Raw genomic sequence first — 16,234 nt, forward strand, 5'->3', positions numbered from 1 at the left:
GCCGGTTCCGCGGCGTCCGCTTGAAGGGTCCCGATGGTCTTCGTGCCTCGACGTCCGCTGCCCGTGGCGGACATTGCGCGGAGACCTTAAACAAGACACGGTGCGATTGCTCTTTAGACGGAGAAAGCAATGGCAAAGGGTAAGTTCGAACGGACCAAGCCGCACGTGAACGTGGGCACGATTGGTCACGTGGACCATGGCAAGACGACGCTGACGGCGGCGATCACGTCGGTGCTGGCATCGAAGTTCGGCGGCGAGGCGAAGGCCTACGACCAGATCGACGCGGCGCCGGAAGAGAAGGCGCGCGGCATCACGATCAACACCGCGCACGTCGAGTACGAGACGGCCAACCGGCACTACGCGCACGTGGACTGCCCGGGCCACGCCGACTACGTGAAGAACATGATCACGGGTGCGGCGCAGATGGACGGCGCGATCCTGGTGTGCTCGGCCGCTGACGGCCCGATGCCGCAGACGCGCGAGCACATCCTGCTGGCCCGTCAGGTCGGCGTGCCCTACATCATCGTGTTCCTGAACAAGTGCGACATGGTCGACGATGCCGAGCTGCTCGAGCTGGTCGAGATGGAAGTGCGCGAGCTGCTCGACAAGTACGAATTCCCCGGTGACGCCACTCCGATCATCCACGGCAGCGCCAAGCTGGCCATGGAAGGCGACAAGGGCCCGCTGGGCGAGCAAGCCATCATGAAGCTGGCCGATGCGCTGGACAGCTACATCCCGACGCCCGAGCGCGCGATCGACGGCGCCTTCCTGATGCCGGTCGAAGACGTGTTCTCGATCTCGGGCCGCGGCACCGTGGTGACGGGCCGGGTCGAGCGTGGCGTGATCAAGGTCGGCGAGGAAATCGAGATCGTGGGCATTGCGGCCACGCAGAAGACGACCTGCACCGGCGTCGAGATGTTCCGCAAGCTGCTGGACCAGGGCCAGGCCGGTGACAACGTCGGCATCCTGCTGCGCGGCACCAAGCGCGAGGATGTGCAGCGCGGTCAAGTGCTGTGCAAGCCGGGCAGCGTCAAGCCGCACACGCACTTCACAGCCGAGATCTACGTGCTGAGCAAGGAAGAGGGCGGACGCCACACGCCGTTCTTCAACAACTACCGCCCGCAGTTCTACTTCCGCACGACGGACGTGACCGGCGCGGTCGAGTTGCCGAAGGACAAGGAGATGGTGATGCCGGGCGACAACGTCAGCATCACGGTCAAGCTGATCAATCCGATCGCGATGGAAGAGGGCCTGCGCTTCGCGATCCGCGAAGGTGGTCGCACTGTCGGCGCCGGCGTCGTCGCCAAGATCCTCGAGTAAGGCGGACACCATGCAAAAGCAAAAGATCCGCATCCGCCTGAAAGCCTTCGACTACAAGCTGATCGACCAGTCGGCTCTGGAGATCGTCGAAACCGCCAAACGCACCGGCGCGATCGTCAAGGGCCCGGTGCCCCTGCCGACGCGCATGCAGCGTTTCGACATCCTGCGTTCGCCGCACGTCAACAAGACGAGCCGCGACCAGTTCGAGATCCGCACGCACCAGCGCCTGATGGACATCGTCGACCCGACGGACAAGACGGTCGACGCGCTGATGAAGCTGGACCTGCCGGCTGGCGTCGACGTCGAGATCAAGCTGCAGTGATGACCGGCTGGCTTGTCGGATAACCGGCAAGCCAGCTATACTCGCAAGCTTTTCGCGGCGGCCCATGATGGCCGCCCGAACGCGTCAGGACACTGACGCATACCGCTCCCGGCCAATCGATGTCGGGTGATTGAAACAAAGGCGCTGGGCGTCCGAGTGAACTCGGGCAAACGGTGCTGGAGAAAAGCCATGACGACAGCTGCAAACAGCTATCGCCTCGGTTTGCTGGGCCGCAAGGTCGGCATGATGCGCATCTTCACGGACGACGGCGACGCCGTTCCCGTGACGGTGCTCGACGTGTCGAACAACCGCATCACCCAGGTCAAGACCGAGCAGACCGACGGCTACAACGCCCTGCAAGTGGCGTTCGGTGCGCGCAAAGCCTCGCGCGTGACCAAGCCGGAAGCCGGCCACCTCGCGAAAGCGGGCGTGGAAGCCGGTGAGATCCTCCAGGAATTCCGCGTGCCGGCCGATGTGGTCGGCCAGTACGCCGCTGGCGCCTCGGTGCCGGTGACGCTGTTCGCCGTCGGCCAGAAGGTCGACGTGCAGGGCACCTCGATCGGCAAGGGCTTCACCGGCACGATCAAGCGTCACAACTTCAGCTCGCAGCGCGCGTCGCACGGCAACAGCCGTTCGCACAACGTCCCGGGCTCGATCTCGATGGCGCAGGACCCGGGCCGCGTGTTCCCGGGCAAGCGCATGTCGGGTCACATGGGCGACGAGACCGTCACGACGCAGAACCTCGACATCGTGCGCATCGACGAAGCGCGCCAGCTGCTGCTGGTCCGCGGCGCCGTGCCGGGTTCCAAGAGCGGCTTCGTGACCGTGCGTCCGGCCGTCAAGGCCCGCGCCGCCAAGGGTGGCGCTGTTGCCGCGCCGGCCAAGAAGGGAGCCTGACCATGCAACTCGAGCTCCTGAACGAACAAGGCCAGGCGACCTCCAAGGTCGACGCGCCGGACACCGTGTTCGCACGCGACTACAACGAAGCCCTGGTGCACCAGGTCGTCGTTGCCTACCAGGCCAATGCGCGCCAAGGTACCCGCGCGCAGAAGAACCGCGAGTCGGTCAAGCACAGCACCAAGAAGCCGTGGCGCCAGAAGGGCACCGGCCGCGCGCGCGCCGGCATGACCTCGTCGCCGATCTGGCGTGGAGGCGGTCGTGCCTTCCCGAACCTGCCGGACGAGAATTTCTCGCACAAGGTCAACAAGAAGATGTATCGCGCCGGCATGGCGTCGATCTTCTCGCAGCTGGCTCGCGACGGCCGCCTGGCGGTGGTGGATTCCATCTCCGTCGATGCGCCGAAGACCAAGCTGCTGGCTGCCAAGTTCAAGGCCATGGGCCTCGATTCCGTGCTGGTGATCGCCGACTCGGTCGACGAGAACCTGGCGCTGGCGTCGCGCAACCTGGCCAACGTGCTGGTGATCGAGCCGCGCTACGCCGATCCGCTGTCGCTGGTCTTCTACAAGAAGGTGCTGGTGACCAAGGGCGCGATCGAGCAGCTCAAGGAGATGTTCGCATGAGCCACGGTGTCCAACCCACCAAGTTCGATGAGGGCCGCCTGGCCCAGGTGCTGATTTCGCCGATCGTGTCCGAGAAGGCCACGAGCGTTGCCGAGAAGCACAACCAGGTGCTGTTCAAGGTGCTGCGCGATGCCACCAAGACCGAGATCAAGGCCGCCGTGGAGCTGCTGTTCAAGGTCGAAGTGAAGTCCGTGCAGGTCGCCAACCAGAAGGGCAAGGTCAAGCGCTTCGGCGGCCGTACCGGCCGTCGCGACCACGCGAAGAAGGCGTACGTCTCGCTGAAGCCCGGCCAGGAGCTCAACTTCTCCGGGGAGGCTGCGTAAATCATGGCCGTCGTCAAAGTCAAACCGACCTCGCCCGGCCGCCGCGCCGTCGTGAAGGTCGTGCACAAGCACCTGCACAAGGGCGCGCCCGAGGCCTCGCTGCTCGAGCCGCAAAAGCAGAACTCCGGCCGCAACAACAATGGCCACATCACGATGCGCCACAAGGGTGGTGGGCACAAGCACCACTACCGCGTCGTCGATTTCGTCCGCAACAAGGACGGCATCCCGGCGAAGGTCGAGCGTATCGAGTACGACCCGAACCGCACCGCGCACATCGCGCTGGTGTGCTACGCCGATGGCGAGCGCCGCTACATCATCGCCCCGCGTGGCCTGGAAGTCGGCGCGACGCTGCTGTCCGGCGCCGAGGCGCCGATCAAGGCCGGCAACACGCTGCCGATCCGCAACATCCCGGTCGGTGCGACGATCCATTGCGTCGAGATGCTGCCTGGCAAGGGCGCGCAGATCGCGCGTTCGGCCGGCACTGCGGTGACGCTGATGGCGCGTGAAGGCATCTACGCCCAGGTTCGCCTGCGCTCGGGTGAGGTTCGCAAGATCCACATCGACTGCCGCGCGACGATCGGCGAAGTGTCGAACGAAGAGCACAACCTGCGCCAGTACGGCAAGGCCGGTGTCAAGCGCTGGATGGGCATCCGCCCGACGGTGCGCGGCGTCGCGATGAACCCGGTGGACCACCCGCACGGCGGCGGCGAAGGCCGCACCGGCGAGGCGCGCGCTCCGGTGTCGCCGTGGAACACGCTGACCAAGGGCTACCGCACCCGCAACAACAAGCGCACGCAGACCATGATCGTGTCGCGTCGCAAGAAGTAAGGGTCCACCATGGCACGCTCACTCAAGAAGGGTCCGTTCGTGGACCACCACCTGATGGCCAAGGTCGACAAGGCCGTTGCCATCAAGGACAAGAAGCCGATCAAGACCTGGTCGCGCCGCTCGACGATCCTGCCCGATTTCATCGGTCTGACGATCGCCGTGCACAACGGCAAGCAACACGTCCCCGTGTATGTGACCGACCAGATGGTCGGCCACAAGCTCGGCGAGTTCGCCATGACCCGCATGTTCAAGGGTCACCCGGCGGACAAGAAGGCGAAGAAGTAAGGGGCCGACGATGGAAACCAAAGCAATCGTCCGCGGTGTGCGCCTGTCGGTCGACAAGGGCCGCCTGGTGGCTGACCTGGTCCGCGGCAAGAAAGTGGACCAGGCGCTGAGCATCCTCGCCTTCACGCAGAAGAAGGCCGCCGGCATCGTCAAGAAGGCGCTCGAGTCCGCGATCGCGAACGCCGAGCACAACGACGGCGCCGATATCGACGAACTGACGATCAAGTCGATCTACGTCGAGCAGGGTGCGACGCTGAAGCGCTTCTCCGCACGCGCCAAGGGCCGTGGCAACCGCATCAGCAAGCCGACCTGTCACATCTTCGTGACCGTCGGCAACTGAGGCTAGGAAGAGGACCATGGGACAAAAAATCCATCCGACCGGCTTCCGCCTGGCCGTCACGCGTGCCTGGGCTTCGCGCTGGTACGCCTCGAACCGCAACTTCGCCGGCATGCTGGCCGAAGACCTGCAGGTGCGCGAGTTCCTGAAGAAGCGCCTGAAGAATGCCGCGGTCTCGCGCATCCTGATCGAGCGCCCGGCCAAGAACGCCCGCATCACGATCTTCTCGGCGCGCCCGGGTGTCGTGATCGGCAAGAAGGGCGAGGACATCGAGAACCTGAAGGCCGAACTGGCGCGCCGCCTGGGCGTGCCGGTCGCGGTGAACATCGAGGAAGTGCGCAAGCCCGAAATCGATGCGCAGCTGATCGCCGACTCGATCACCCAGCAGCTCGAGAAGCGCATCATGTTCCGCCGTGCGATGAAGCGCGCAATGCAGAACGCGATGCGCCTGGGCGCCCAGGGCATCAAGATCATGTCGGCCGGCCGGCTGAACGGCATCGAAATCGCGCGCACCGAGTGGTACCGCGAAGGCCGCGTGCCGCTGCACACGCTGCGCGCAGACATCGACTACGGCTTCTCGGAAGCCAAGACCACGTACGGCGTCATCGGCGTCAAGTGCTGGGTCTACCGTGGTGACAACCTCGGCCGCGGAGACGCGCCGGGCACCACCAAGCCCGAGGGTCAGGAAGAAGATCGCCGCCCGCGTCGCGGTCCGCGTCCTGGTGGCCCGGGTGCGCCCGACCGCCGTGGTCCCCGCCCCGGCGGCGACCGCGACCGCGGTGCCCGTGCCGACGCGCCCCGCACCGACGTGGTTTCCCCCGTCTCGCCCGACAGCAAGCCGGGCGATGCCCCGGCTGGCGACCGCCCGGCCGTCAAGCGCGTGCGCAAGGCGCCCGCGCCCGGCACCGGCGCGTAAGGAGAAAAGAACATGCTGCAACCAGCACGTCGCAAGTTCCGCAAGGAACAGAAGGGCCGCAACACCGGCATCGCCACGCGCGGTGCTGCCGTGTCGTTCGGCGATTTCGGCCTCAAGGCCACCGAGCGCGGCCGCATCACCGCCCGCCAGATCGAAGCCGCTCGCCGGGCGATCTCGCGTCACATCAAGCGCGGCGGCCGCATCTTCATTCGCATCTTCCCGGACAAGCCGATCTCGCAGAAGCCGGCCGAAGTGCGGATGGGTAACGGCAAGGGCAACCCCGAGTACTACGTCGCCGAAATCCAGCCGGGCAAGGTGCTGTACGAACTGAACGGCGTGCCCGAGCAACTGGCGCGCGAAGCGTTCACGCTGGCCGCTGCCAAGCTGCCGCTGCGCTGCACCTTCGTCTCGCGCCAGGTCGGCGCCTGACCCGGAGTAACACCATGACCAAAGCATCTGATCTGCGCGCCAAGGACGTCGCGGGCCTCGAGAAGGAGGTCACCGACCTCCTGAAGGCTCACTTCGGCCTGCGCATGCAGAAGGGCACGCAGCAACTGGGTAACACCACGACGCTGCGCATCACCCGCCGTGACATCGCTCGCGCCAAGACCATCCTGGCCGAGAAGAAGAAGGGAGCCGCGAAATGAGCGAAGCCCAAGTCCAAGCCCAGCAAGCGCCGCTGAAGAACACCCGCACGTTGATCGGCCGCGTCGTCAGCGACAAGCGGTCCAAGACGGTGACCGTGCTCGTCGAGCGCCGCGTCACGCACGAGCTGTACGGCAAGATCGTCGGCCGCTCGCGCAAGTACCACGCCCACGACGAAAAGGGCGAGTACCACATGGGTGACCTGGTCGAGATCGCCGAAGGCCGTCCGATCAGCAAGACCAAGTCCTGGGTCGTCACCAAGCTGCTGCAGAAGGCAGCGCTGGTCTAAGCCGATCCACGCGGCGGGGCATCGGCTCCGCGCGCCCTCGACGGCCGGAACGCTGGAATACTGGCGCCCGGCCGTTGTCCATTCCACACGAGGAGATTTGCATGATCAAGGTTGGCGACAAGTTGCCCGCGGGCACATTGAACGAGTTCATCGAGGTCGAGGGCAATGGCTGCTCGATCGGTCCGAACACCTTCGATGTGCAGAAGGAAAGCGCCGGCAAGACGATCGCGATCTTCGGTCTGCCGGGCGCGTTCACGCCGACCTGCTCGGCCAAGCACGTTCCAGGTTATGTCGCGAGATTTGACGAGCTGAAGGCGGCCGGTGTCGACGAGATCTGGTGCGTGTCGGTCAACGATGCTTTCGTGATGGGTGCCTGGGGCCGCGACCAGCACTCGGGCGGCAAGGTGCGCATGATGGCCGATGGCAGCGCGGACTTCGCCAAGGCCACGGGCCTCACGCTGGACCTGACTGCCAAAGGCATGGGTCTGCGCTCGGCGCGCTACTCGATGTTGGTCAAGGATGGTGTCGTCAAGGCGCTCAACCTCGAAGGTCCCGGCAAGTTCGAGGTCAGCGATGCCGAAACGATGCTGCGCCAGGCCAAGGAAATTTCAGCCTGACGCTTGACGCCAGCGCGGGTTGGCACCCATAATCCGCAGCTTCGCCGTTGGTCGGCTCGCACATTCGTTGTGAGTCGATCGGCGGATCCGCCCAAGCAGTGTTGCCTCCCAAGGCGGCGCTGACGGGCCCAAGACTGACCGATGCGCCGATTTGCACTGCAGATCAGCGTGACGGGACAAGTTGGGGACATCAATGATCCAAATGCAATCGCGGCTCGACGTGGCCGACAACACGGGCGCGAAGTCCGTCATGTGCATCAAGGTGCTGGGCGGCTCCAAGCGCCGTTATGCCGGCATCGGCGACATCATCAAGGTGTCGATCAAGGAAGCTGCGCCGCGCGGTCGCGTCAAGAAGGGCGAGATCTACAGCGCCGTGGTGGTCCGTACCGCCAAGGGCGTGCGCCGCCAGGATGGTTCGCTGGTGAAGTTCGACGGCAATGCCGCCGTGCTGCTCAACGCCAAGCTCGAGCCGATCGGCACCCGCATCTTCGGGCCGGTGACGCGTGAGCTGCGTACCGAGCGCTTCATGAAGATCGTGTCGCTGGCGCCCGAAGTGCTGTAAGCGCCCAGATCGAAGGACAGGCCATGAACAAGATTCGCAAGGGCGACCAGGTCATCGTGTTGACCGGCCGCGACAAGGGCAAGCGCGGCACCGTGTCGCTGCGCGTCGACGAGGACCATGTCGTCGTCGATGGCATCAACGTGGTGAAGAAGCACGTCAAGCCGAACCCGATGAAGGGCACGACCGGCGGCGTGGTCGACAAGACGATGCCGATCAACCAATCCAACGTCGCGATCTTCAATCCCGCGACGGCCAAGGCTGACCGTGTCGGCGTCAAGACCCTTGCCGATGGCAAGCGGGTCCGCGTCTACAAGTCCAGCGGCGAAGAGATCAAGGCGTAAGAGGTCGACATGGCTCGTCTGCAACAGTTCTACCGCGAAAAGGTCGTGCCCGACCTGGTCGCCAAGTTCGGCTACAAGTCGGTGATGCAAGCGCCTCGCCTGACGAAGATCACGCTCAACATGGGCGTTAGCGAGGCCGTCGCCGACAAGAAGGTGATGGACCACGCCGTCGGCGACCTGACCAAGATCGCCGGTCAGAAGCCGGTGATCACCAAGTCGCGCAAGGCCATCGCCGGTTTCAAGATCCGCGAGGACCTGCCCATCGGCTGCATGGTCACGCTGCGCGGCGTCCAGATGTACGAATTCCTGGACCGCTTCGTGACGATCGCGCTGCCGCGCGTGCGCGATTTCCGCGGCATCTCGGGTCGTTCGTTCGATGGCCGCGGCAACTACAACGTCGGCGTCAAGGAACAGATCATCTTCCCCGAGATCGAGTACGACAAGATCGACGCGATCCGCGGTCTGAACATCAGCTTCACGACCACCGCGAAGTCCGACGACGAGTGCAAGGCACTGCTCGCCGCCTTCCGCTTCCCGTTCAAGAACTGATAGGCGTCACCATGGCCAAACTGTCCCTGAAGCAACGTGAAGCCAAGCGCGAGAAGCTGGTCGCCAAGTTCTCGAAGAAGCACGCCGAACTGAAGGCCGTCGCCAACGACGCGCAGAAGTCCGACGAAGAACGCTACCTGGCCCGCCTGGAGCTGCAGAAGCTGCCGCGCAATGCCAACCCGACCCGTCTGCGCAATCGTTGCGAGCTGACCGGTCGTCCGCGCGGCACGTTCCGCAAGTTCGGCCTCGGCCGCAGCAAGATCCGCGAGCTCGCCTTCAAGGGCGACATCCCGGGCGTGGTCAAGGCCAGCTGGTAATCAGCGGCAGCCCGAAGGAGATACACAATGAGCATGAGTGATCCCATCGCCGACATGCTGACGCGTATTCGTAACGCGCAGATGATCGAGAAGGCGGTCGTCGTGATGCCGTCGTCGAAGCTGAAGGTGGCGATTGCCCAGGTCCTGAAGGACGAGGGCTACATCGACGGTTTCGCGGTCAAGGCCGAGGGCGCCAAGAGCGAACTCGAAATCGCGCTGAAGTACTACGCCGGTCGCCCGGTGATCGAGCGCATCGAGCGTGTCAGCCGTCCCGGCCTGCGCATCTACAAGGGTCGCGACGCGATCCCACAGGTGATGAACGGCCTCGGTGTGGCGATCGTCACGACGCCCAAGGGCGTGATGACCGATCGCAAGGCGCGCCAGTCCGGTGTCGGCGGCGAAGTCCTTTGCTACGTGGCCTGACGAGGAGAGACGAACATGTCCCGCGTAGGAAAGATGCCGATCACCGTCCCGAAGGGCGTGGACGTGCAGATCAAGGAAGACCAGATCACGGTCAAGGGTGCCAACGGCACGTTGGTGCGGGCGGCGCACGGCCTGGTCACCGTCACGCTGGACGGTGATCAGGTGAAGATCGCCCCGGCCAATGACAGCGTCGAAGCCAATGCGATGAGCGGCACGATGCGTGCGCTGCTCAACAACATGGTCAACGGCGTGAGCAAGGGCTTCGAGAAGAAGCTCAACCTGGTCGGCGTGGGCTTCCGGGCCCAGGCGCAAGGCACCAAGCTGAACCTGCAGATCGGGTTCTCGCATCCGGTGGCCAAGGAAATGCCCGCCGGCATCAAGGTCGAGTGCCCGACACAGACCGAGATCCTGATCAAGGGGGCGGACCGCCAGGTCGTCGGCCAGGTGGCTGCCGAAGTGCGCGCAATCCGTCCGCCCGAGCCCTACAAGGGCAAGGGCATCCGCTACGCCGATGAGCGCGTGGTGCTGAAGGAAACGAAGAAGAAGTAAGGAGCCGATCATGCTGACCAAGAAAGAACAGCGCCTGCGTCGCTCCCGCCAGACCCGTGCCCGCATCGCCATCCAGGGCGCGGTGCGACTGACGGTCTTCCGTTCCAACCTGCACATCTACGCCAGCGTCATTTCCGACGACGGCCAGCGCGTGCTGGCATCGGCCTCGACGGCCGAGAAGGAAGTGCGCGAGCAGATTGGCAAGGACAAGGGCGGCAACGCCACTGCAGCCGCCCTGGTGGGCAAGCGCATCGCCGAGAAGGCCAAGGCCGCCGGCGTCGAGAAGGTGGCGTTCGATCGCTCGGGCTTTGCCTACCACGGCCGCGTCAAGGCGCTCGCCGAGGCGGCGCGTGAAGCCGGCCTGCAGTTCTAAGGACCAAGCAAATGGCAAAGTTTCAACCCCGCGCCCAGACCGAAGGCAATGACGACGGTCTGAAGGAAAAGATGATCGCGGTCAACCGCGTCACCAAGGTCGTCAAGGGCGGCCGCACGCTGAGCTTCGCGGCGCTGACCGTGGTCGGCGACGGCGATGGCCGCATCGGCATGGGCAAGGGCAAGGCCAAGGAAGTGCCGGTGTCGGTGCAGAAGGCCATGGAAGGCGCCCGCCGCAACATGATCAAGGTGCAACTGCGCAATGGCACGGTGCATCACAACGTGCGCGGCGAGCACGGTGCGGCCAAGGTCCTGCTGGCGCCCGCGCCGGCCGGTACCGGCATCATCGCCGGCGGCCCGATGCGTGCCGTCTTCGAAGTGATGGGCGTGACCGACATCGTGGCCAAGAGCCTCGGTTCGAGCAACCCGTACAACATGGTGCGCGCGACGCTGAATGCGCTGAAGCGCTCGACCACTGCCGCCGAAGTGGCGGCCAAGCGCGGCAAGACGGTCGAAGAGATCTTCAACTGATCGGGCGGCGACGGAGTATTCCCATGTCGGACAAGAAAACCCTCAAGGTCAAGCTCGTCAGGAGCCCGATCGGCTGCAAGCAGTCGCATCGCGACACCGTGCGCGGCCTCGGCCTGCGCGGCGTGAACAGCGAGCGCGTGCTCGAAGACACGCCGGCTGTGCGCGGCATGATCAACAAGATCGCCTACCTGGTGCTGGTGCTGTAAGCACGGATTGCACAAGGACTGTCAACCATGCAACTCAACACGATCAAGCCCGCCGCGGGCGCCAAGCATGCCAAGCGCCGGGTCGGCCGCGGTATGGGCTCGGGCCTGGGCAAGACCGCGGGCCGCGGCCACAACGGCCAGCACTCGCGCGCCGGCGGTTACCACAAGGTCGGCTTCGAAGGCGGCCAGATGCCGCTGCAGCGCCGTTTGCCGAAGCGCGGCTTCAAGTCGAAGACGCTGAAGTACAACGGCGAGATCACGCTGGCCGATCTGCAGCGCTTGGGACTTGACGAAGTGGATCTGCTGACGCTGAAGGCCGCCGGCCTGGTCGGCGAGCTGATCAAGCACGTCAAGGTCATCAAGTCCGGCGAGCTGTCGCGCAAGGTGGCCCTGAAGGGCCTCGGCGCGACCGCGGGTGCCAAGGCGGCGATCGAAGCCGCCGGCGGCAGCCTGGCCTGATTGCCGTTGCGCTTAAGCTGACTGCGTAAGGCATCCACTTTGGCAACTTCGGCAAACCAGCTGGCCAAGAGCGGCAAGTTCGGCGACCTGCGTCGCCGGCTCGTCTTCTTGCTGCTCGCGTTGGTGGTCTACCGCGTCGGGGCGCACATCCCGGTGCCGGGCATCGATCCCAACCAGATGCAGCAGCTCTTCAGCGGCCAGCAGGGCGGCATCCTGAACCTGTTCAACATGTTCTCCGGCGGCGCCTTGGAGCGCTTCACGGTGTTCGCGTTGGGCATCATGCCGTACATCTCCGCGTCGATCATCATGCAGCTGATGACCTACGTGATCCCGACGCTGGAGTCGTTGAAGAAGGAAGGCGAAGCGGGTCGCCGCAAGATCACGCAGTACACGCGCTACGGCACGCTCGGCCTGGCGATCTTCCAATCGCTCGGCATCGCGCTGGCGTTGGAGGGCTCGCAAGGCCTGGTGATCTCGCCCGGGTTCGGTTTCCGCATCACCACGGTGGTCAGTCTGACCGCCGGCACGATGTTCCTGATGTGGCTCGGCGAGCAGATCACCGAGCGCGGCCTGGGCAACGGCATCTCGATCCTGATCTTCGGCGGTATCGCGGCCGGCTTGCCGGGTGCGATCGGCGGCCTCTTCGAACTGGTGCGTACCGGCGCGATGAGTCCGATTGCGATGATCTTCATCATCACCCTCGTGGTGTTGGTGACATTCGCGGTGGTGTTCGTTGAGCGTGGCCAGCGCAAGATCCTCGTCAACTACGCGAAGCGCCAGGTCGGCAACAAGGTCTACGGTGGCCAGTCGTCGCACCTGCCGCTGAAGCTGAACATGTCGGGCGTGATCCCGCCGATCTTCGCGTCGTCGATCATCCTGCTGCCGGCGACGATCGTCGGGTGGTTCGCCACGGGTGATGGCCTGCGCTGGCTGAAGGACATCTCGGCGGCGCTGTCGCCGGGGCAGCCGATCTACGTGCTGCTGTACGCAGCGATGATCGTGTTCTTCTGCTTCTTCTACACGGCGCTCGTCTTCAACAGCCGCGAGACCGCGGACAACCTGAAGAAGAGCGGCGCGTTCATCCCGGGCATCCGGCCGGGCGAGCAGACGGCACGCCACATCGACAAGATCCTGTCGCGCCTGACGCTGGCCGGCGCGATCTACATCACCGGCGTCTGCCTGCTGCCGGAGTTCCTGGTTCTGAAGTACAACGTGCCGTTCTATTTCGGCGGCACATCCCTGCTGATCATCGTGGTGGTCACGATGGACTTCTGGGCGCAGGTTCAGTCCTACGTGATGAGCCAGCAATACGAGTCGCTGTTGAAGAAAGCCAATTTCAAGGCAGGCTGAGGATGTCCAAGGACGACGTCATCCAGATGCAGGGTGAGATCCTCGAGAACCTGCCCAATGCCACCTTTCGCGTGAAACTGGAAAACGGGCATGTGGTGCTCGGCCATATCTCGGGAAAGATGCGCATGCATTACATCCGCATCCTGCCGGGCGACAAGGTGACGGTTGAATTGACGCCCTACGATTTGAGTCGCGCTCGCATCGTGTTCCGCGCGAAGTGAGTGCTTGAAGGAGAAGACGATGAAAGTCTCTGCATCGGTCAAGAAGATGTGCCGCAACTGCAAGATCATCCGCCGCAAGGGTGTGGTGCGCGTGATCTGCACTGATCCGCGCCACAAGCAGCGTCAAGGTTGAGATAAGAGGTTCAGAACATGGCACGCATTGCTGGCATCAATATTCCGCCGCACAAGCACGCCGAGATCGGCCTGACGTCGATCTACGGCATCGGCCGGACCACCGCGCAGAAGATCTGCGAGTCGGTGGGCATCGCCTACTCCAAGAAGATCAAGGATCTGACGGATTCCGACCTCGAGCGCATTCGCGAAGAGGTGGGCAAACTGACGATCGAGGGCGACCTGCGCCGCGAGCTGTCGATGAACATCAAGCGCTTGATGGACCTCGGCTGCTACCGTGGCCTGCGGCACCGCCGCGGCCTGCCGCTGCGCGGCCAGCGCACGCGCACCAACGCCCGCACCCGCAAGGGTCCGCGCAAGGGTGCCGCGGCGCTGAAGAAGTAAGCCCCCCGCATCTGATCGAGACATCACATGGCCAAAGCACCTGCCAATACCGCGGCGCGCCGCGTGAGCAAGAAGATCCGCAAGAACGTTGCGGACGGCATCGCTCACGTGCACGCCTCGTTCAACAACACCATCATCACGATCACCGATCGCCAGGGCAGCTCGCTGGCCTGGGCGTCGTCGGGCGGCCAGGGCTTCAAGGGCTCGCGCAAGTCGACGCCGTTCGCGGCGCAGGTCGCGGCTGAAGTCGCCGGTCGCGCGGCCCAGGAACAGGGCATCAAGAACCTCGACGTCAAGATCAAGGGCCCCGGTCCGGGTCGCGAGTCGTCGGTGCGCGCACTGGCTGCGCTCGGCATCCGCATCAACTCGATCAGCGACGTGACGCCGGTGCCGCACAACGGCTGCCGGCCGCAGAAGCGCCGCCGCATCTAAGGCAGCGTCATGACAGCGGCAGCGATGCCGCTATAATGAGCAGTTTTCCGTTCGCCGGCGGCGCCGAGTGTGCCTGCCGGCAATTTCGTTGACGGGCCCCGTTTCTCTGGTGCCCGCTGCGATCAAGCCCACCGTCTGAGCGTCTTTCACAACACCCGCCAGACTCGCGCGACTCTAGCCTCGCGTCAGATTCACCTAAGGAAGCAACGTGGCACGTTACCTCGGACCCAAGGCCAAGCTGGCCCGCCGTGAAGGCACCGACCTGTACCTGAAGAGCGCCCGCCGCGCCATCAGCGACAAGGCGAAGTTCGATACCAAGCCCGGCCAGCACGGCCGCACCTCCGGCGCCCGCACCTCCGACTTCGGTCTGCAGCTGCGCGAGAAGCAGAAGGTCAAGCGCATGTACGGCGTGCTCGAGCGCCAGTTCCGCCGTTATTTCGCCGAAGCCGAGCGCCGCCGGGGCAACACCGGCGCGAACCTGCTGTTCATCCTCGAGTCGCGCCTGGACAACGTCGTCTACCGCATGGGCTTCGGCTCGACGCGCGCCGAAGCGCGCCAGCTGGTGTCGCACCAGGCGCTGATGGTCAACGGCAAGGTCGTCAACATCCCGTCGTACCTGGTCAAGGCCGGCGACGTGATCACGCTGCGCGACAAGGCCAAGAAGCAGCTGCGCGTGACCGACGCGGTCAAGCTCGCCGAATCGATCGGCATGCCGGGCTGGGTCCAGGTCGACGCGGCCAAGCTCGAAGGCGTCTTCAAGAAGGTGCCCGACCGCGACGAGTTCGGCGCCGACATCAACGAATCGCTGATCGTCGAGTTGTATTCGCGATAAGACGAAGTCGCAGGCTGCCGCCCATTGGTCGGCAGCCCTTGCAGGTGATGCTCCGCGTGCCGGGCACGGAGCAATCACACACCCCAGCCCGGCAGGGTCCGTCAGCCTTATCGGTGTAACGAGCCGAGGGTATTGAGAGGAACTGAGACCAGATGCAAACCAACCTGCTGAAACCCAAAGCCATCCAGGTGGAGCCGCTCGGCGGCCACCGCGCCAAGGTCACGCTCGAGCCGTTCGAGCGGGGCTACGGTCACACGCTCGGCAATGCGCTGCGTCGCGTTCTGCTGTCGTCGATGGTGGGTTACGCGCCGACGGAAGTGACGATCGCCGGCGTGCTGCATGAGTACTCGACGGTCGACGGCGTTGCCGAAGACGTCGTGCACATCATGCTGAACCTCAAGGGCGTCGTCTTCCGCCTGCACAACCGCGACGAAGTGACGCTGGTGCTGCGCAAGGAAGGCGAGGGCGCGGTGACCGCGGCCGACATCCAGACGCCGCACGACGTCGAGATCATCAATCCCGATCACGTCATTGCGCACCTGGCGCAAGGCGGCAAGCTCGACATGCAGATCAAGGTCGAGAAGGGCCGCGGCTATGTGCCGGGCAACCTGCGCCGCTACGGCGACGAGCCGACCAAGTCGATCGGCCGCATCGTGCTGGATGCGTCGTTCTCGCCGGTGCGTCGCGTGTCCTACGCGGTCGAGAACGCCCGCGTCGAGCAGCGTACCGACCTCGACAAGCTGGTGATGGAGATCGAGACCAACGGCGCGATCTCGCCCGAGGAAGCGATCCGCGCGTCGGCCAAGATCCTGGTCGACCAGCTGGTCGTGTTCACCGGCCTGGAAGGCACCGAGCCGCTGACCTTCGACCGCGAGCAGCCGCGCAAGGACAACTTCGATCCGATCCTGCTGCGCCCGGTCGACGAGCTCGAGCTGACGGTGCGCTCGGCCAACTGCCTGAAGGCCGAGAACATCTACTACATCGGCGACCTGATCCAGCGTACCGAGACCGAGCTGCTGAAGACGCCGAACCTCGGCCGCAAGTCGCTGAACGAGATCAAGGAAGTGCTGGCTTCGCGCGGGCTCACGCTCGGCGCGCGGCTGGAAAACTGGCCCCCGCAGGGCCTCGACAAACGCTGAGCAACAGCTCAGCGCACGCGTGCACCCTCCGGT

Annotated in this window: 30 protein-coding genes; all 30 read left to right on the top strand. The window is 64.7% G+C overall.

Annotation, left to right across the window (positions count from 1 at the left end; all coding sequences use genetic code 11):
- The first annotated feature begins 129 nt into the window (after nt 1–129).
- Nucleotides 130–1,320 (top strand): elongation factor Tu, encoded by a 1,191-nt coding sequence (gene tuf, locus HLB44_RS05330; RefSeq protein ID WP_173121439.1) that lies wholly within the window; start codon nt 130–132, stop codon nt 1,318–1,320.
- Between the two features lie 10 nt (nt 1,321–1,330).
- Nucleotides 1,331–1,642: a 30S ribosomal protein S10 gene (rpsJ, locus tag HLB44_RS05335; RefSeq protein WP_173121442.1), complete on the top strand. Its 312-nt coding sequence runs from the start codon at nt 1,331–1,333 to the stop codon at nt 1,640–1,642.
- Between the two features lie 189 nt (nt 1,643–1,831).
- On the top strand, nt 1,832–2,539 hold the full coding sequence (gene rplC / locus HLB44_RS05340) for a 50S ribosomal protein L3 (RefSeq protein ID WP_173121444.1): 708 nt from the start codon (nt 1,832–1,834) through the stop codon (nt 2,537–2,539).
- Between the two features lie 2 nt (nt 2,540–2,541).
- The gene (rplD, locus tag HLB44_RS05345) at nt 2,542–3,162 is read left to right on the top strand and encodes a 50S ribosomal protein L4 (RefSeq protein WP_173121446.1); all 621 of its coding nucleotides are present in this window, start codon (nt 2,542–2,544) and stop codon (nt 3,160–3,162) included.
- The gene (gene rplW, locus HLB44_RS05350; RefSeq protein WP_173121448.1) at nt 3,159–3,485 is read left to right on the top strand and encodes a 50S ribosomal protein L23; all 327 of its coding nucleotides are present in this window, start codon (nt 3,159–3,161) and stop codon (nt 3,483–3,485) included. Before rplD ends, rplW begins: the two co-directional genes overlap by 4 nt.
- Before the next feature lie 3 nt (nt 3,486–3,488).
- Nucleotides 3,489–4,313, top strand: coding sequence for a 50S ribosomal protein L2 (gene rplB / locus HLB44_RS05355; RefSeq protein WP_173121450.1), 825 nt, complete (start codon nt 3,489–3,491; stop codon nt 4,311–4,313).
- A 9-nt stretch (nt 4,314–4,322) separates the two neighbouring features.
- A complete protein-coding gene (rpsS, locus tag HLB44_RS05360) occupies nt 4,323–4,598 on the top strand; it encodes a 30S ribosomal protein S19 (RefSeq protein ID WP_173121452.1) in 276 nt (91 codons plus the stop codon).
- Between the two features lie 10 nt (nt 4,599–4,608).
- The gene (gene rplV / locus HLB44_RS05365) at nt 4,609–4,938 is read left to right on the top strand and encodes a 50S ribosomal protein L22 (protein ID WP_173121454.1); all 330 of its coding nucleotides are present in this window, start codon (nt 4,609–4,611) and stop codon (nt 4,936–4,938) included.
- A 16-nt stretch (nt 4,939–4,954) separates the two neighbouring features.
- The gene (gene rpsC, locus HLB44_RS05370) at nt 4,955–5,851 is read left to right on the top strand and encodes a 30S ribosomal protein S3 (protein WP_173121456.1); all 897 of its coding nucleotides are present in this window, start codon (nt 4,955–4,957) and stop codon (nt 5,849–5,851) included.
- A gap of 12 nt (nt 5,852–5,863) precedes the next feature.
- The gene (gene rplP, locus HLB44_RS05375; protein WP_173121458.1) at nt 5,864–6,280 is read left to right on the top strand and encodes a 50S ribosomal protein L16; all 417 of its coding nucleotides are present in this window, start codon (nt 5,864–5,866) and stop codon (nt 6,278–6,280) included.
- A gap of 14 nt (nt 6,281–6,294) precedes the next feature.
- Nucleotides 6,295–6,498, top strand: a complete 204-nt coding sequence (rpmC, locus tag HLB44_RS05380; protein ID WP_173121460.1) for a 50S ribosomal protein L29 — start codon at nt 6,295–6,297, stop codon at nt 6,496–6,498.
- Complete coding sequence (gene rpsQ / locus HLB44_RS05385) at nt 6,495–6,785, top strand: 30S ribosomal protein S17 (RefSeq protein ID WP_173121462.1); 291 nt, start codon at nt 6,495–6,497, stop codon at nt 6,783–6,785. The genes rpmC and rpsQ overlap by 4 nt, the downstream gene beginning before the upstream one ends.
- Before the next feature lie 101 nt (nt 6,786–6,886).
- Nucleotides 6,887–7,402, top strand: coding sequence for a peroxiredoxin (locus tag HLB44_RS05390; RefSeq protein WP_173121464.1), 516 nt, complete (start codon nt 6,887–6,889; stop codon nt 7,400–7,402).
- A 193-nt stretch (nt 7,403–7,595) separates the two neighbouring features.
- Nucleotides 7,596–7,964: a 50S ribosomal protein L14 gene (gene rplN, locus HLB44_RS05395; protein WP_137945232.1), complete on the top strand. Its 369-nt coding sequence runs from the start codon at nt 7,596–7,598 to the stop codon at nt 7,962–7,964.
- Nucleotides 7,965–7,987: 23 nt separating this feature from the next.
- Complete coding sequence (rplX, locus tag HLB44_RS05400; RefSeq protein ID WP_173121466.1) at nt 7,988–8,305, top strand: 50S ribosomal protein L24; 318 nt, start codon at nt 7,988–7,990, stop codon at nt 8,303–8,305.
- A gap of 9 nt (nt 8,306–8,314) precedes the next feature.
- A complete protein-coding gene (gene rplE / locus HLB44_RS05405) occupies nt 8,315–8,854 on the top strand; it encodes a 50S ribosomal protein L5 (RefSeq protein WP_173121468.1) in 540 nt (179 codons plus the stop codon).
- 11 nt (nt 8,855–8,865) lie between these two features.
- Nucleotides 8,866–9,171 (top strand): 30S ribosomal protein S14, encoded by a 306-nt coding sequence (gene rpsN / locus HLB44_RS05410; protein ID WP_173121470.1) that lies wholly within the window; start codon nt 8,866–8,868, stop codon nt 9,169–9,171.
- A 27-nt stretch (nt 9,172–9,198) separates the two neighbouring features.
- Complete coding sequence (gene rpsH, locus HLB44_RS05415; RefSeq protein ID WP_173121472.1) at nt 9,199–9,594, top strand: 30S ribosomal protein S8; 396 nt, start codon at nt 9,199–9,201, stop codon at nt 9,592–9,594.
- Between the two features lie 15 nt (nt 9,595–9,609).
- Entirely contained in the window at nt 9,610–10,143 is a 534-nt protein-coding gene (gene rplF / locus HLB44_RS05420) for a 50S ribosomal protein L6 (protein ID WP_173121474.1), read from the top strand.
- Between the two features lie 10 nt (nt 10,144–10,153).
- A complete protein-coding gene (rplR, locus tag HLB44_RS05425) occupies nt 10,154–10,516 on the top strand; it encodes a 50S ribosomal protein L18 (protein WP_173121476.1) in 363 nt (120 codons plus the stop codon).
- Nucleotides 10,517–10,527: 11 nt separating this feature from the next.
- Entirely contained in the window at nt 10,528–11,046 is a 519-nt protein-coding gene (rpsE, locus tag HLB44_RS05430; RefSeq protein WP_173121478.1) for a 30S ribosomal protein S5, read from the top strand.
- 23 nt (nt 11,047–11,069) lie between these two features.
- Nucleotides 11,070–11,252 (top strand): 50S ribosomal protein L30, encoded by a 183-nt coding sequence (rpmD, locus tag HLB44_RS05435; protein WP_173121480.1) that lies wholly within the window; start codon nt 11,070–11,072, stop codon nt 11,250–11,252.
- A gap of 27 nt (nt 11,253–11,279) precedes the next feature.
- On the top strand, nt 11,280–11,711 hold the full coding sequence (gene rplO, locus HLB44_RS05440; protein WP_173121482.1) for a 50S ribosomal protein L15: 432 nt from the start codon (nt 11,280–11,282) through the stop codon (nt 11,709–11,711).
- 39 nt (nt 11,712–11,750) lie between these two features.
- Complete coding sequence (secY, locus tag HLB44_RS05445; protein WP_173121485.1) at nt 11,751–13,061, top strand: preprotein translocase subunit SecY; 1,311 nt, start codon at nt 11,751–11,753, stop codon at nt 13,059–13,061.
- A 2-nt stretch (nt 13,062–13,063) separates the two neighbouring features.
- Complete coding sequence (gene infA, locus HLB44_RS05450; RefSeq protein ID WP_011830996.1) at nt 13,064–13,282, top strand: translation initiation factor IF-1; 219 nt, start codon at nt 13,064–13,066, stop codon at nt 13,280–13,282.
- A gap of 19 nt (nt 13,283–13,301) precedes the next feature.
- Nucleotides 13,302–13,415, top strand: a complete 114-nt coding sequence (rpmJ, locus tag HLB44_RS05455) for a 50S ribosomal protein L36 (RefSeq protein WP_035036301.1) — start codon at nt 13,302–13,304, stop codon at nt 13,413–13,415.
- A 17-nt stretch (nt 13,416–13,432) separates the two neighbouring features.
- Nucleotides 13,433–13,798 (top strand): 30S ribosomal protein S13, encoded by a 366-nt coding sequence (rpsM, locus tag HLB44_RS05460; protein WP_173121487.1) that lies wholly within the window; start codon nt 13,433–13,435, stop codon nt 13,796–13,798.
- Nucleotides 13,799–13,825: 27 nt separating this feature from the next.
- Nucleotides 13,826–14,230 carry a 30S ribosomal protein S11 gene (gene rpsK / locus HLB44_RS05465; protein WP_173121489.1) on the top strand — a complete coding sequence of 135 codons (405 nt, stop codon included), beginning with the start codon at nt 13,826–13,828 and terminating at the stop codon, nt 14,228–14,230.
- 208 nt (nt 14,231–14,438) lie between these two features.
- Complete coding sequence (rpsD, locus tag HLB44_RS05470; RefSeq protein ID WP_173121491.1) at nt 14,439–15,062, top strand: 30S ribosomal protein S4; 624 nt, start codon at nt 14,439–14,441, stop codon at nt 15,060–15,062.
- A gap of 152 nt (nt 15,063–15,214) precedes the next feature.
- Nucleotides 15,215–16,201, top strand: a complete 987-nt coding sequence (locus HLB44_RS05475; RefSeq protein ID WP_173121493.1) for a DNA-directed RNA polymerase subunit alpha — start codon at nt 15,215–15,217, stop codon at nt 16,199–16,201.
- Nucleotides 16,202–16,234 lie beyond the last annotated feature (33 nt).

The organism is Pseudaquabacterium terrae, assembly GCF_013266755.1.
Taxonomy (GTDB): domain Bacteria; phylum Pseudomonadota; class Gammaproteobacteria; order Burkholderiales; family Burkholderiaceae_C; genus Pseudaquabacterium; species Pseudaquabacterium terrae.

What these genes read in the sequence shown, in the direction of transcription:
- rpsS (WP_173121452.1), top strand. Translation starts at nt 4,323, where the DNA reads ATGGCACGCTCACTCAAGAAGGGTCCGTTCGTGGACCACCACCTGATG.
- rpsQ (WP_173121462.1), top strand. Translation starts at nt 6,495, where the DNA reads ATGAGCGAAGCCCAAGTCCAAGCCCAGCAAGCGCCGCTGAAGAACACC.
- rplP (WP_173121458.1), top strand. Translation starts at nt 5,864, where the DNA reads ATGCTGCAACCAGCACGTCGCAAGTTCCGCAAGGAACAGAAGGGCCGC.
- rplD (WP_173121446.1), top strand. Translation starts at nt 2,542, where the DNA reads ATGCAACTCGAGCTCCTGAACGAACAAGGCCAGGCGACCTCCAAGGTC.
- rplX (WP_173121466.1), top strand. Translation starts at nt 7,988, where the DNA reads ATGAACAAGATTCGCAAGGGCGACCAGGTCATCGTGTTGACCGGCCGC.
- rplR (WP_173121476.1), top strand. Translation starts at nt 10,154, where the DNA reads ATGCTGACCAAGAAAGAACAGCGCCTGCGTCGCTCCCGCCAGACCCGT.
- HLB44_RS05390 (WP_173121464.1), top strand. Translation starts at nt 6,887, where the DNA reads ATGATCAAGGTTGGCGACAAGTTGCCCGCGGGCACATTGAACGAGTTC.
- rpsH (WP_173121472.1), top strand. Translation starts at nt 9,199, where the DNA reads ATGAGCATGAGTGATCCCATCGCCGACATGCTGACGCGTATTCGTAAC.
- rpsE (WP_173121478.1), top strand. Translation starts at nt 10,528, where the DNA reads ATGGCAAAGTTTCAACCCCGCGCCCAGACCGAAGGCAATGACGACGGT.
- rplO (WP_173121482.1), top strand. Translation starts at nt 11,280, where the DNA reads ATGCAACTCAACACGATCAAGCCCGCCGCGGGCGCCAAGCATGCCAAG.
- rplN (WP_137945232.1), top strand. Translation starts at nt 7,596, where the DNA reads ATGATCCAAATGCAATCGCGGCTCGACGTGGCCGACAACACGGGCGCG.
- rpmD (WP_173121480.1), top strand. Translation starts at nt 11,070, where the DNA reads ATGTCGGACAAGAAAACCCTCAAGGTCAAGCTCGTCAGGAGCCCGATC.
- rpmC (WP_173121460.1), top strand. Translation starts at nt 6,295, where the DNA reads ATGACCAAAGCATCTGATCTGCGCGCCAAGGACGTCGCGGGCCTCGAG.
- HLB44_RS05475 (WP_173121493.1), top strand. Translation starts at nt 15,215, where the DNA reads ATGCAAACCAACCTGCTGAAACCCAAAGCCATCCAGGTGGAGCCGCTC.
- rplC (WP_173121444.1), top strand. Translation starts at nt 1,832, where the DNA reads ATGACGACAGCTGCAAACAGCTATCGCCTCGGTTTGCTGGGCCGCAAG.
- rplB (WP_173121450.1), top strand. Translation starts at nt 3,489, where the DNA reads ATGGCCGTCGTCAAAGTCAAACCGACCTCGCCCGGCCGCCGCGCCGTC.
- rpsC (WP_173121456.1), top strand. Translation starts at nt 4,955, where the DNA reads ATGGGACAAAAAATCCATCCGACCGGCTTCCGCCTGGCCGTCACGCGT.
- rpsM (WP_173121487.1), top strand. Translation starts at nt 13,433, where the DNA reads ATGGCACGCATTGCTGGCATCAATATTCCGCCGCACAAGCACGCCGAG.
- tuf (WP_173121439.1), top strand. Translation starts at nt 130, where the DNA reads ATGGCAAAGGGTAAGTTCGAACGGACCAAGCCGCACGTGAACGTGGGC.
- rpsJ (WP_173121442.1), top strand. Translation starts at nt 1,331, where the DNA reads ATGCAAAAGCAAAAGATCCGCATCCGCCTGAAAGCCTTCGACTACAAG.
- rplE (WP_173121468.1), top strand. Translation starts at nt 8,315, where the DNA reads ATGGCTCGTCTGCAACAGTTCTACCGCGAAAAGGTCGTGCCCGACCTG.
- rplW (WP_173121448.1), top strand. Translation starts at nt 3,159, where the DNA reads ATGAGCCACGGTGTCCAACCCACCAAGTTCGATGAGGGCCGCCTGGCC.
- infA (WP_011830996.1), top strand. Translation starts at nt 13,064, where the DNA reads ATGTCCAAGGACGACGTCATCCAGATGCAGGGTGAGATCCTCGAGAAC.
- rpsN (WP_173121470.1), top strand. Translation starts at nt 8,866, where the DNA reads ATGGCCAAACTGTCCCTGAAGCAACGTGAAGCCAAGCGCGAGAAGCTG.
- rplV (WP_173121454.1), top strand. Translation starts at nt 4,609, where the DNA reads ATGGAAACCAAAGCAATCGTCCGCGGTGTGCGCCTGTCGGTCGACAAG.
- rplF (WP_173121474.1), top strand. Translation starts at nt 9,610, where the DNA reads ATGTCCCGCGTAGGAAAGATGCCGATCACCGTCCCGAAGGGCGTGGAC.
- rpmJ (WP_035036301.1), top strand. Translation starts at nt 13,302, where the DNA reads ATGAAAGTCTCTGCATCGGTCAAGAAGATGTGCCGCAACTGCAAGATC.
- rpsK (WP_173121489.1), top strand. Translation starts at nt 13,826, where the DNA reads ATGGCCAAAGCACCTGCCAATACCGCGGCGCGCCGCGTGAGCAAGAAG.